This is a genomic window from Serratia inhibens, from assembly GCF_003591175.1.
GTDB lineage: Bacteria > Pseudomonadota > Gammaproteobacteria > Enterobacterales > Enterobacteriaceae > Serratia > Serratia inhibens.
In genome coordinates this window covers 81,811-94,305 of sequence record NZ_QYYG01000005.1, presented here as the reverse complement: position 1 = coordinate 94,305, position 12,495 = coordinate 81,811, and the positions used below count along the sequence as shown (strand labels likewise).

General features: G+C 58.1%; 8 protein-coding genes. 5 read left to right on the top strand and 3 right to left on the bottom strand.

What is annotated here, in order from left to right; translation table 11 throughout:
* Nucleotides 1-32: 32 nt before the first annotated feature.
* Nucleotides 33-2,156: a TonB-dependent receptor gene (locus D4100_RS16460; RefSeq protein WP_119804791.1), complete on the bottom strand. Its 2,124-nt coding sequence runs from the start codon at nucleotides 2,154-2,156 to the stop codon at nucleotides 33-35.
* A 499-nt stretch (nucleotides 2,157-2,655) separates the two neighbouring features.
* Between D4100_RS16460 and D4100_RS16455 the strand changes: the two genes are divergently transcribed.
* Both D4100_RS16455 and D4100_RS16450 read left to right on the top strand, forming a co-directional pair.
* On the top strand, nucleotides 2,656-4,248 hold the full coding sequence (locus D4100_RS16455; protein ID WP_119804790.1) for a condensation domain-containing protein: 1,593 nt from the start codon (nucleotides 2,656-2,658) through the stop codon (nucleotides 4,246-4,248).
* Nucleotides 4,249-4,320: 72 nt separating this feature from the next.
* Nucleotides 4,321-7,413 carry an amino acid adenylation domain-containing protein gene (locus tag D4100_RS16450; protein WP_119804789.1) on the top strand — a complete coding sequence of 1,031 codons (3,093 nt, stop codon included), beginning with the start codon at nucleotides 4,321-4,323 and terminating at the stop codon, nucleotides 7,411-7,413.
* Nucleotides 7,414-7,455: 42 nt separating this feature from the next.
* On the opposite strand, the gene D4100_RS16445 is transcribed toward D4100_RS16450, so the two are convergent.
* Nucleotides 7,456-8,802 carry a condensation domain-containing protein gene (locus D4100_RS16445; protein WP_006321284.1) on the bottom strand — a complete coding sequence of 449 codons (1,347 nt, stop codon included), beginning with the start codon at nucleotides 8,800-8,802 and terminating at the stop codon, nucleotides 7,456-7,458.
* A gap of 340 nt (nucleotides 8,803-9,142) precedes the next feature.
* On the opposite strand from D4100_RS16445, the gene D4100_RS16440 reads away from it, so the two are divergent.
* The 3 genes from D4100_RS16440 (at nucleotide 9,143) to D4100_RS16430 (ending at nucleotide 12,295) form a co-directional block, all read left to right on the top strand.
* Nucleotides 9,143-10,741, top strand: coding sequence for an ABC transporter substrate-binding protein (locus tag D4100_RS16440; RefSeq protein ID WP_006321285.1), 1,599 nt, complete (start codon nucleotides 9,143-9,145; stop codon nucleotides 10,739-10,741).
* 115 nt (nucleotides 10,742-10,856) lie between these two features.
* Complete coding sequence (gene cybB / locus D4100_RS16435) at nucleotides 10,857-11,381, top strand: cytochrome b561 (RefSeq protein WP_081304059.1); 525 nt, start codon at nucleotides 10,857-10,859, stop codon at nucleotides 11,379-11,381.
* A gap of 374 nt (nucleotides 11,382-11,755) precedes the next feature.
* Complete coding sequence (locus tag D4100_RS16430; RefSeq protein WP_119804788.1) at nucleotides 11,756-12,295, top strand: hypothetical protein; 540 nt, start codon at nucleotides 11,756-11,758, stop codon at nucleotides 12,293-12,295.
* A gap of 118 nt (nucleotides 12,296-12,413) precedes the next feature.
* Here D4100_RS16430 and D4100_RS26070 read toward each other — a convergent pair whose 3' ends face one another.
* Nucleotides 12,414-12,494, bottom strand: a complete 81-nt coding sequence (locus tag D4100_RS26070) for a helix-turn-helix domain-containing protein (protein ID WP_071919945.1) — start codon at nucleotides 12,492-12,494, stop codon at nucleotides 12,414-12,416.
* Nucleotide 12,495 lies beyond the last annotated feature (1 nt).

Here is a 12,495-nt window from a genome sequence, read left to right as displayed (position 1 = left end):
CACGCCCCAGGTACAGACAGGGGGTTACGGCATCAGAATGTCAGTTCCAGTGCGGCACCGATCATGCGCGGACGCTGCTGGGTCGCGGTATAAACGTCGTTGCCGCTGACCATCACGCGACGCTCCGAGTCAAACAGGTTCTGCGCATACAGGGTGGCGCGGCCATAGGCGAAGGTGTACGCCAGTTGGGTATTCGCCGACCAGTAAGAACCGATGCGCCCGCGGGAGTCGTTGTCGTACTGCGAGTAGTAGGAGTCCGAGAACGCCACGTTGCCGCTCAGTTCCAGACCGGCCATCAGCTGGTACCTGGCGCCCATGTTGGCGGTATACGCCGGCGCCCGCGCCAGTTCGTGCCCATCTACGCCGCTGCCCGAGAACTGCTTGATCTTGGTCTTCAGCAGGCCGACGTTACCGAACAGCTCGAAGTCCCAACGCGGCTGCCAGGTCGCCCCCATTTCCGCACCGTAGGTTTCCACCTTGTCGGCATTGCGGATCACGCTGGAGTTCTCACCCAAAGAGTAAGGCAGCTGCATGTCCTTGTAGTCGTTGTAGAAAATGTTGCTGGTCAGAATGACGTTGGCATCTTTCAGGTGGTGGCGGGAATACAGCTCATAGTTCCAGACATATTCGGAGCCGTAGGTATAGCTGACCACCGGCGTGCCGATAGTGATGCCGGCGCCACCGGCGTTATAACCGCGCGCCACTTTGGCACCGTAGGTCTGGGTATCCGTCGGTTTCCAGGCCAGATCCAGCTTCGGCAGGAACACATCGTAGGTTTCGTCGAAATCGATACGCACGGCATTGCTGCCACCGTTGCGCCGACGATGTTCACGTTCCACTCGGCTGGCGGCAGTGATATCCACCTGCCGCGTGATGGCGTAGGTCAGCTCGGCAAAGGCCGAGTGGGTGTCGGTTTTATCCTTGAAACTGGAACCGCCGAAAATGTTAACGAACTCATCTTGCTTGGCGTGGAAATACCGTAACCCCGCCAGCCCGTGCAGACGACTGTCAGGCCCGCCAAAGCGCGCCACCGGCTCCACATGCACCTCTTTACCGTCGATTTCCGCATACTGAATGTTGTAGGCAGTAGGACGGTTAATATTGAAGTCGGTGTAAATAACGCGGTTTTCCAGCGTCAGACTGTCGGATTGCTCCCAGGCCAGATCCCAGACACTGCTGTTGGTATTGCTTTTAAACACCGCACGGCGCGGATCGTGGCGCGGGTTAGTCGGGTGAACCAGCGGGTTAAGGCTCTCGTTTTGCGGTGAAGTGCTGCCAAAATGGTTAAAGGTCAGCTTGGTGGTCAACTCGCGCATACCCGCCGGGTTAAACAACAGTTTGGCGCGAGCGGTGGTGGCTTCAACCTCGCGAGGATCGCCTACCGGCTCATAGGCGGGCAGGTCGACATCGCTGCGGCGACGCTGACGATCGACGCTGACGCGGAACGCCAGTTGGTCCTCCACCAGCGGGCCGGAGGCCATGGCGGACAGCTGTGAAGAATGCTGGTTGCCGGCTCCGCCCTTGAAGGCGCTTTCCCAGTCGAAAGTCGGATCCTTGCTGGTCATTACGATGGCGCCGGCGATGGCGTTGCGCCCCTGAATATAGCTCTGCGGGCCGAGGAACACTTCAACGCGATCCAGATCCCACAGCGACTGCGGACCAAATGCCTGCTCGTTATAGGTCAGAGAGCGGCCGTCCATTGACAGATTGAGACGCGGGCGGGTGCCGCTGAGGAAAGCGTTGGCGCCGACGTTCGGGCCGGAACCGTCGATGCCGCGCACGGTCGGCAAATTGTTGCCAATCCCCAAATCGACCACGTTGGGGGTCATGCGCAGTAAATCGGTGACCTGCAACGCATTCGGCATGGATGAAATGCGTTCGCTGTCGAACACTTGCACACTGGATCCGGTATCGAAAATAGTGCGTTTAATTTTTTCGCCGGTGACCAGCAGGCTTTCAGAGTCCTGCCAATTATCTTTACGTTTGCCGTCGGTGGTTTCCTGCACCTTATCGTCCGGCTCTGCTGCATTGACGCTCCCCACAGACAGAGAGCAAAGCCCTAAAAAGAGCGAGGAAAACACCCCGATGGCCTGTAAGCCTGCTTTTTCCCTGTTTCCTACGATTTTATGCCTTTGAGCCGCTGAATGCTTGCTCATAGATGTATTCTCCTTTCATCCCAGATGCACAAAAATTTGATTGTTTTCACATAGGTAACGACGTTGGTACTCACACTAACAATGGCATTGCGGCCTTCCTGGCCTTGCTATTGCCTATCCCTGCAGCAGACGGCTTCCCCCCAGACGCACTGCGGGCGGATGCAGTATTTTTGTCTGGAAACGTAAAGAAATGTTAATAATGATAATGTTTTACATATCTTAATGCAAATCATTATCAACAAGTAAAGGTAAACACACAGAAATGGCGATAGGGAAGACTCGATAAATTGGGCTGCATTTATTGCTAACAATGGTAATAATTTCATTTAAAATAAATAAAAACATAATGATAAAAAAACACTCTTTTCCATTCTGGATGAATTGCGGCGCTATTCGCGTGGCGCTTTCGTTTTACAATAACAAATAAAAATAGTAATAATTTTCATTCCCATTAACATTGAAATATATTCTTCCCGTCTCAAATACTGATGGAAACCCAATGAAAGCGTTGACCACGATGCAGGCCGCCTACTGGGTGGGCCGGCAATCCGAAGCGCCGCTGGGGGGCGTCTCCGCCCACCTGTATGCGGAATTTAACGGCTGCGACCTGGACGTCGAACGACTGAGACAGGCCGTGACTGCCCTTTATTTGCACCACCCGATGTTACGCCTGCGTATCACGGTAGACGGTCAACAGACCATTGATGCCTGCGGTCCGCGCCATTGCCTGCATATCGACGACTTCCGCCACACTGACGCTCCCGAGGCAGCCAATGCGCTGGACGCCAAACGCAGGCAAAAAAGCAGCCAGAAATTGCCGCTGGAACAGGGCATTCCTTGCGATATCAGCCTCAGCCTGCTGCCGGAAGGCCACAGCCGGCTGCATGTGGATTTGGACATGATCGCCGGCGATGCCATGGGATTTCGCGTATTAATGGAGGATCTGGCGCAGTTTTATCACCACTGCCCGGCCGCCCCGGACAACGACGGCGTGCCCTATTTTGACTATCTGGATCGGCGCCATGCCGACACGGAGCTGCATCAGCGGCGCACCCGCGCTCAGGCCTGGTGGCGCGAACGCCTGGCGCAACTGCCGCCCGCCCCCCACCTGCTGCGCGCACCGGAACGCTGTCAGAGCGATCGGCTGGCGCTCCAACTGAGCGCCGCAGAGGCTCAGGCGCTGGCCGATGCCGCCAAAGCGCACCGCGTCACGCTTTCCTCCCTGTTTCTGGCACTGTTTGCCATTACCGTCGGCCACGGCTGGAACCTGCGACGCTTCCGGCTCAACGTGCCGCTATTCCACCAGGATGCGGAAGGCATAGAGGGCATCATTGGCGACTTCTCCAATTTGGTGCTGCTCGGTGTAGAGCTCAATCCGGCGGAAAACTTGCCCGCCTTCTGCCGCCGCCTGATGGATCATCTGGCGGAATTGCTCGCCCATGCCGACTACCCGGGCGTGAGCGTGATGCGTGATCTGTCGCGCTTGCACGGCAGCATGCAACCTTCGCCGGTGGTATTCACCGCCGGTTTCGGCATCCGTGGTAAGGCGCTGTTTTCCGACCAGGTCACCCGTACCTTCGGCCCGCTGGACTGGGTGATTTCCCAGGGCCCGCAAGTCGCGCTGGACGCCCAGGTGGCGCACGCCAACGGCGGTATTTTGATCAACTGGGATCTGCGACTGGATGCCTTCCCGGACCGGCTGCCGCAGCGCCTGTTTGCCACCTACAGCGCCCTGTTGCAGCAGGCGGCGCGCCATCCCGACAGTTTCAGGCGGCCATTGGCGCAGTTGCTGTCACAGTGCTTACCGGAAACCCAGGCCCCGGTACGCCAGCTGTTGCATCGTTTGTTGGCGCGCGTAGCGCCGGGCGTCCGGTTGCGCGACGATGACGACATCACCGCCCTGCCAGCGCCGGAGGCCGCGTTGCTGGCCCTGCTCGGGGTGCTCAATAAATACCTGCCGGTAACCTTGACCCCGCAAGATCTGGCGGCCCACCCCACTCCGGCCATGCTAGCCGCGCTGATCTGCGAGCGTGACCCCAACGCCGCCAAAGGCGCGCAGATGCTGCTGAAGGGGCTGGCGCCTCAGGCCTGATATCGGTTTCGGGCGCCTGGCCTCACGCGCCCTGCATTCTTTTTCATCGGTTAGCGACAATAGGGAAATACCATGGAGACTCCATTAACCGCGCTGCAACAGGCTTACCTCCTCGGCCGCAGCGAACAGTGGCCGCTCGGCGGCGTGGCGATGCACGATTTCCGCGAATACCGCGGCCAACGGCTGGATCTGGCGCGGCTGGAAACCCGGCTGGCCGAACTGGTGCAACACTATCCCGCACTGCGTACCTGCCTCGATCCCCAGCGTTTCACCCAGCGCGTACGGCCGGAAACCACGCTGAACCTGGACCGGCACGATCTGCGCTCGCTGGGCCAGGAGGCGGCGCAGCAACGGCTGGCCGCCCTGCGCGAGCAGTATTCGCACCAACGCCACGATCCCGCGCAGCCGCTGTGGCGCATTGCCGCCATTCAGTTGCCGGAGATGCAGGACGCCACCGGGCGCTACGACACCCTGATTTTCACCAGCTTCGATGCGCTGATCCTCGATGGCCAGGGTATTGCTACCCTGATTGCCCGGCTGTTCGATGACGCTTCGTTGCCGTCAATCGAACCGGCTACCCCGCCGGCTACCGCATCGGCAGAACAGCGCCAGGCCGACGCCGCCTATTGGCAGACCAAACTTCAAGACATCACCACTCCGTCGGCATTGCCGTGGTGCGCCCCGCTGGCCAACATCAAAAGCTCTCGCTACCGGCGCGCCAGCCTGACCCTGCCGCGCGAAGCGCTAAAAACCTTCTCACGCCTGGGATCTGCCCATTCGCTGCTGCGCAACAGCGCCCTTTCGGCGGTGATCCTCGATACGCTGGCGCAGTGGACCACCGACGGCGAGCTGTGTGTGGGCGTGCCGGTGGCGTTTCCTGCGGCAGGGGGTTCGCTCGGCAACGCCTCTACCTTTGTGGCCGTGCGTTATTCGCGCGCGGGCGGCACTTTTGTCAGCCGTGCGCAGGCACTGCAGGACGACATACTGGGCGCTCTCGACCACCTGGCCTTTTCCGGCGTTGATCTGGCGCGGCAGTTGCTGAACCGCAGCCAGGGCGCCCCGGCGCTGCCGGTCATTCTCACCAACTGCCTGAGCTGGGAGACGCTGCCGGCCGGCGCACCGGTACGCTACCACGACGGCCTGACCCAAACGCCGCAGGTCGCGATCGACATCCGTTTGACGCAGGACGCCGACAAAAATCTGCAACTGTGCGTCGATTACGCCGAACAGACGCTGGACGGCGAACAGGTGCAGGCGATGCTGGACGCCCTGCAACGCCGGGTGGTGCAAATGTGCCAGGACAGCGATCTGGAGATCGCCCCGGCGCGCTTTATCGATTACCGGCACTATCGCCATAACCACGGCGAAACGGCATTCACCGCTTATCCCTATCTGGCGCAACTGGCCGAACGGCTGTTTAACGATCCACAGCCGCGCCCGGCGCTGATCTGCGATGAGCAGACCCTGTCTTATCCTGAGTTGGGTCGCCAGGTCGGGGCCGTGATGGCCAACCTGCAACGGCGCAATCTGGGGCGCGGCAGCGTGCTGGCGCTGTATCTGGCGCGTAGCCCGGAACATGTGACTATCTCCCTGGCCTGCGCGCTGTTGGGGGTTATCTGGGTGCCGATCGACATCAACTCGCCGCCGGAACGCACCGCCTATCTGCTGACTAACTGCCGACCGGATCTGGTGGTGCATCAGGGCGAGCTGAATACCCCGCACGGAGCGACGCCGACAGAGTTGCTCGACCCGGCCGCAGGCAGGCCTGAGCTGCCGGGTAACCAGACGTTGACGGAGCGCAGCGCAAGCACCGAGGCCGGCTATTACCTGTATACCTCCGGCACCACCGGCAAACCCAAATGCGTGGTACTCAACAACCGCGCCACCGCCAATGTGCTTGGGCAGACTCTGCAACGCTGGGCGGTCACCGCCGATGATGTGTTTATCTCCGTGACGCCGCCGCACCACGATATGTCGATGTTTGACCTGTTCGGCTCGCTCAGCGCCGGCGCGACGCTGGTTCTGCCCGCGCCGCACCAGGAAAAAGACGCCATCAGTTGGAACCAGTTGGTGGAGCGCCACCGCGTCAGCCTGTGGTGTTCCGTACCTGCGATCCTGGAAATGCTGCTCACCTGCAAAACGGCCGACAGCCTGCGCTCGCTGCGGCTGGTGGCTCAGGGCGGCGATTACATCAAACCGGCGACGGTGCAGACGTTGCGAAGCTTGCATCCGGACATCTGCCTGTTCTCACTCGGCGGCCCGACAGAAACCACCATCTGGAGCATCTGGCACCCGATTGCAGCGCAGGACACCGGCACCGTGCCCTACGGCCAGCCATTGCCGGGCAACCAATACTTTATTTGCCATGACGACGGCACGCACTGCCCGGCCGGCGTGGTGGGCCGCATTCATACGGCGGGGGTGAATCTGGCGTTAGGCTATCTGGAAGACGGCGAAGTGAAGCAGCATGACTTCGTCCAACTGGATAGCCCCGACGGGCAACCGCTGCGTGCCTTCCGCACCGGCGATCAAGGCTACTATCGCCCGGACGGCAACATCCTGTTCGCCAGCCGGGTGAACGGCTATGTGAAAATCCGCGGCGTGCGCGTTTCGCTGCCGGAGATTGAAGACGTGCTGCGCGGGCATGAGGCGATTCTGGACATCGTGGTAGTGGATTATCCGAGCGGGGAAAATGCCGAATCGACGCTGGGCGCGATGTACCTCACCCACGACGGCGAGCCGCTGTCGCTGGCGGATATTCGCGCCTTCTCGACCGGCTATCTGCCTTGTACTCATATCCCGACGCGCTTTATCCACGCCGAAACGCTGCCGCTCTCCGGCAACGGAAAAACCGACCGTCACGCTATCCGCACCGCGCTCGGTGCCGGGCGGGCAGCTCCCGGGTTGAACGCCTGTGCGGCACCTTTACCGAGCGCACCGCCGGTACAGAGCGGTAAAATTCTGGCCATCTATCTGCAGGCCATCGGCACAGCGCCGCGTCCTGAGTGGGGGGAGGAAACCGCCTTTATCGCCATGGGGCTGAAACTGCCGCACATCCGCCAGGTGGCCGCACAGCTTAATGACGCCTTTGGCACCCAACTGCCGCCAACGATGCTGATCCCCTGCAAAAATGCGCGGGAGGTCGCAGCGCTGCTGGCGCGCTAAGCACCATTCCCTATGGGCAGGGTCATACTCTGCCCGTTTTCTTCAGGCGTGCACCGCCACCAACTCGCCGATCGCCCTCTCCAACGCCTCTTCCCGTAACGCACGCTGCAAAAAGCCCTGCAAGGCGCTACCGTAGCCGGCCGCGCCTGCTGCAGGGAACTGCTGCACAAAGACATCGATATCCAAATGCAGACCACCGGCGTCAGTGCCGCCACGGAAGATCAGGTTAATCCCGTCGCCGGCACCGCCTGCCAGCACCCGGCGCGTACTGGTGCAGCCGCTGAAACCGGCCGAATCAAACGGCTGAACGTTGATAAACGGGGAAATAAACAAACGAGAGGCGGGCGTCACGCCGCGATCGGTAGCCATCTGCCGCAGGCGATAACCGGCGTGGCTGCGCAGTTCACGCAGCGTCTGCGTCATGCCGGACAGGAAATGCCCCAGCGTCTCTTCCGCACGCAGTGAAACCAAAAACGGCAGCGTATTGACCGCCAAAGCCGGCGTATTGGTCGCTTTGCTGCTGCGGCGATTCATCGCCGGCATCCACAGAGTACGCGTATTTCCCTTATCATGCGGTAAAGGCGGCAACGTAAAAAACAGCCAGGCAGCGGACAGGGCCAGCAGCAGATCGGGCCAGCCGATACCGCTGCGTTCGGACAACAGACGCAGCCGCCGTGAAATGTCTTCCGGCAGCGGGGTGCTGGTGCTGAGGCATTTCACGCCATATTCCCGGCCGCCTTTACGCACCGTCGGCAGCACCTGCGACGGCGGTAAATAACGCTGCCAGAACCGGCGATCCCTGTCGCAGCGTTCGGAAACCCCGTAGGCCAACTCATGTTGCTGGAAGGTGCTGAACGCGCCCAATGCTTGTCCCGCCGTGCCCTTGCCGAGAAAATGCGCATACAGCGTAGCGCAGCGATGCTCGACCAGCGCCATGCCGTAACCATCGATAATGATATGGTGAGCACGCAGGTACCAGATATAGCGCGTCGGCCCCAGAGCGAGCAGCCACACGGCCGCCATCGGTTGGCTGTGCAGATCCATCGGCTGGGCTGCATCGGCCTGCATCAAGCGCATCGCGGCATGATAAGGGTCGGGATGTTCCTGCAAATCAATACGCTTCAGGCGCGGGACCCGTTCGGGATCGTAGCGCTGCATCGGCCACCGATCGCCTCTAGGGGTATCAAACCGCAGCGCAAACGCCTGTGTTTCCGCGACAGTGAGGGTTATCGCCCGACACAACGCCGCCTCATCCACCGCTCCGCGCAATTCGGTGACGTGAGCGACGGTAGAAAAGGGCTGCCCGGGGTGCAAGGTAAACTCCTCCCAGAAGTCTAACTGTGCCGGCGACAGCGGCAGCCATTCCGTAGCCAAAAGGGTTTCCGACATGTTACCTACCTTTGATATGCGACGTGGATACCAGAAAGACGGCAGCCGCAACGCGCTGAAAGTGTTTCAATATGGTTACAAATGAAAATGATAATAACACTTATTATCATTTTCATAAATATAGGACAACAGGTTAATGCGTGTCGGATAAGGGGACTATCGAGGTAAAAAATGTTCGCCGGCAGCGGTGAGAATCTGGGCGGTCAGCGTAATAACCGAAAAGGAATCCGCCACCACCCGTTCCCAGATCCGCAAAGCCTCATTATAGTTAAACCGGGGGCTGCCTGAATGCCACAGCGGCGGCAGTGTCCCCCATCAACCTGAGGGAGCTATCACTTTTATGCTTTTAAAACAAACAACTGCAGGCCTGCTATTGGCGGGAACCAGCCTGTTGGCGGCGGGCAGCGCGCTGGCGGCTTCCGATACGCTGGTCTATTGCACGGTCGCCTCGCCGGAGTCTTTCAATCCGCAGCTCGCCAGCTCCGGGCCGACTTTTATCGCCACCTCGCAGGTATTGTATAATCGCCTGCTGACGCTGCGCGAAAGCGATAAAACCCCTGCCCCCTCGCTGGCCACCGAGTGGACTATCAGCCCGGATGGCAAAACCTACACCTTTACGCTGCGCAAGGGCGTGAAATTCAACAGCAACAAATACTTCACGCCGACACGCGACTTCAACGCCGAGGACGTGGTGTTCACCGTTATGCGCCAAAAAGACGCTAATCACCCGTACCACAAGGTGTCCGGCGGTAATTACGAGTACTTTACCGACACCGGGCTGGACAAGCTGATTACCAAAGTCGAAGCGGTGGATAACGACCACGTGCGCTTTACGCTGAGCCAGCCCAACGCCGCGTTTTTGGCCGACTGGACGATGGATTTCGCCTCGATTCTTTCCGCAGAATACGCCGACGCCATGTTGAAGAAAGGCACGCCGGAGTATGTGGATAACTGGCCTATCGGCACCGGCCCGTTCGCGCTGCAACAGTACAAGCAAGACTCGCTGATCCGCTACGTGGCCAACCCGCACTATTGGCAAGGCGAGGTGGCCAGCAAACACCTGATCTTCTCCATCACGCCGGATGCGCAGACCCGGGTGGCCAAGCTGAAAACCAATGAGTGTCAGATCATTCCCGCCCCGCTGCCGGAGCAGTTTGACGCCATCAAGAGCGACAAAAACCTGCAACTGCACAATATCAATGGCCTGAACGTCGGTTATCTGGCGTTCAACACCCAGAAGAAACCTTTTGATAATGTGCTGGTTCGCCAGGCGCTGAGCTATGCGGTGGACAAGAAAGCGATTGTCGCGGCGGTGTTCAAAGACAGCGGTACGCCGGCTTATTCGGTGCTGCCGCCGGCGATGCTGGGCTACAACGACAAACTGCCGGAATATACCTACGATCCGCAAAAGGCCCGTGAGCTGCTGAAACAGGCCGGGCTGGAAAAAGGGTTTGAAACCGACATCTGGTCAATGCCGGTGGCGCGGCCATACAACCCTAATTCGCGGCGCATTGCCGAGATGATCCAGAGCGACTGGGCGAAAGTGGGCGTGAAGGCCAAAATCGTCACCTGGGAATGGGGCCAGTACCTGGCCGGGCTGCGCAAAGGGGAACAGCAGAGCGCGCTGTATGGCTGGATGTCGGATAACGGCGACCCGGACAACTTCGCCACGCTGCTCGGCTGCGCCGGCGTGCCAACCGGCGCCAACATAGCCCGCTGGTGCGACAAGGGTTACGATCAGTTGATCCAGAAGGCAATTCAGGTGAGCGCCCCGGCAGAACGCGACAAGCTTTATCAGCAAGCGCAGGTGATTTTTGCCGAACAGGCCCCTTGGTTGCCGCTGGCTAACGGCAAAGTGTTCTACGCCACCCGCAGCAACGTCAGCGGTTATGTGGTTGACGTAAACGGCAGTGACTTCGCCAAGGCGAAAGTGAACTAAGCCAAAGCGCCGGGATAAATTCAAACCCGGCGCTTTCCTCTCCTGTAACATTTCGTTACTCTCAACGCCTATCGGATCTCACGTAAACAAGGCAAATCCAGTGCAGAAAACATTTATGCCGATGCAGATCCGTCTGCACTGGCTGGTCGCTATCCTGTTGGTCATCACCTGCACCACGATTGAGCTAAGGGGCTTTGCCGAACCGGGCACGCCGCTGTGGTATCTGCTGGTGGTCACCCACTTCAGCTGCGGGGTGACGGTTTTCGTTTTGATGATCGCCCGCCTGATCCTGCGCTGGCGTCACGCCTCCCCCGCCATCAGCCCGATGCCGCCAAAATGGCAAACCGGCGCGGCGCATCTGGTGCATACTCTGATTTACCTGCTGCTGCTGACGCTGCCGGTTCTGGGCGTCTATTCCCGCTATCTGGGCGGCAAGGAGTGGTTTTTGTTTGGCCTGCCGATGCCGTTTGCCGAGATTGCCGACCGGCCACAGGCGCGGACGATTATCGGCTGGCACAAGACGCTGGCCGCCTTCGGCTATTGGCTGATTGGCCTGCACGCCGCAGCAGCGCTGATTCATCATTATGCCTTTAAGGACAATACCTTGGTGAGAATGCTGCCGCTGTTTAAAAAGCGTTAACCCAGGGGCAACAAGATAATAATAAGCCTGTATATATAAGCCAATGGAAATAATCCATTGGCTTATTAATTTCACTATGACTTCGATAAAATAAAAATTTCACCCATCGAGTTGTATCTATCCCGGATATTGACTAAGGTTATCCATACAGTTCATATGCCCGAAAGTTAATAACGATAATCATAAGTCAGTTTATTTAAAATTTATGTCCCACTCTTAAAAACGCCAGTTATTTTTCTGGGCAACGATATCATGCCATGTGTTAATACAAGGCGATTTAGTGCTGCCCATGACTTTATTAATTAAATTTCATCGACTACACGCACGGGAAAATTAATATCATTTTCCCACTCATAAAAGTCTGGAGAAAAGTAATGAAAATAATGACTGGCGTTATTCTACCCACGGTTGCGGCCCTTGTTTTTTCCGGTATGGCGCAAGCGGAAGACAGCGTAAAACCTGTGACCGGCAAAGCGCAAGTGACGCTGGAACATGTGCACGCCGTACAAGAAAATGGCAGCCCCGCGCCCCAGCACGATGCCGCCTGTATAAAACAACTTTCGGCACCTGAATCCAGGTATGTCGGGATGAAAGTGAGCAGCGAATACACCATCGACACCGCTTCGTTAATGATGTCTGCAAAATCCATGTTGCCTTCCCCGAATACCCTGCAACCGCTCGAACTCACGATTGATTTATCCCCGTTAGGCATGGCGGGTGTTTATGCGTTTGGCGCCTTCAAACCGAGTTCTTTGCCGCAGGATTATGTTTATTTCACTATCGACAAAGGCTATAAAAACCCGGTTAGTACCTTTATGATCATTAATAAAGATGAGAAATATAACTGCGTGATTTCCAGTTCCGGGCAGGCAATGAGCGAAGAGCAGCGCAGCCATCTTGTGGTTAAGCAATAACTTAAAATGAGCATTTGATAATCATGGGGGCTGCGGATAGTTAACTGCCCTACCCCCATATTTGTATCTGCTTTCATCATCATTAAACTGCGTCGAGTTTTGATGCAGAATGACCGCCCTACTCATCCTTATATACAGGTTCAGAGTATCTTGAAGGCCATATCTCCGCAGGAGGCAGATTCAAAGCCTCAGCTATCAGC

Excerpts from the sequence above, each read along its gene's own strand:
- D4100_RS16460 (WP_119804791.1), bottom strand. The coding sequence starts at position 2,156 with ATGAGCAAGCATTCAGCGGCTCAAAGGCATAAAATCGTAGGAAACAGG.
- D4100_RS16455 (WP_119804790.1), top strand. The coding sequence starts at position 2,656 with ATGAAAGCGTTGACCACGATGCAGGCCGCCTACTGGGTGGGCCGGCAA.
- D4100_RS16450 (WP_119804789.1), top strand. The coding sequence starts at position 4,321 with ATGGAGACTCCATTAACCGCGCTGCAACAGGCTTACCTCCTCGGCCGC.
- D4100_RS16445 (WP_006321284.1), bottom strand. The coding sequence starts at position 8,802 with ATGTCGGAAACCCTTTTGGCTACGGAATGGCTGCCGCTGTCGCCGGCA.
- D4100_RS16440 (WP_006321285.1), top strand. The coding sequence starts at position 9,143 with ATGCTTTTAAAACAAACAACTGCAGGCCTGCTATTGGCGGGAACCAGC.
- cybB (WP_081304059.1), top strand. The coding sequence starts at position 10,857 with ATGCCGATGCAGATCCGTCTGCACTGGCTGGTCGCTATCCTGTTGGTC.
- D4100_RS16430 (WP_119804788.1), top strand. The coding sequence starts at position 11,756 with ATGAAAATAATGACTGGCGTTATTCTACCCACGGTTGCGGCCCTTGTT.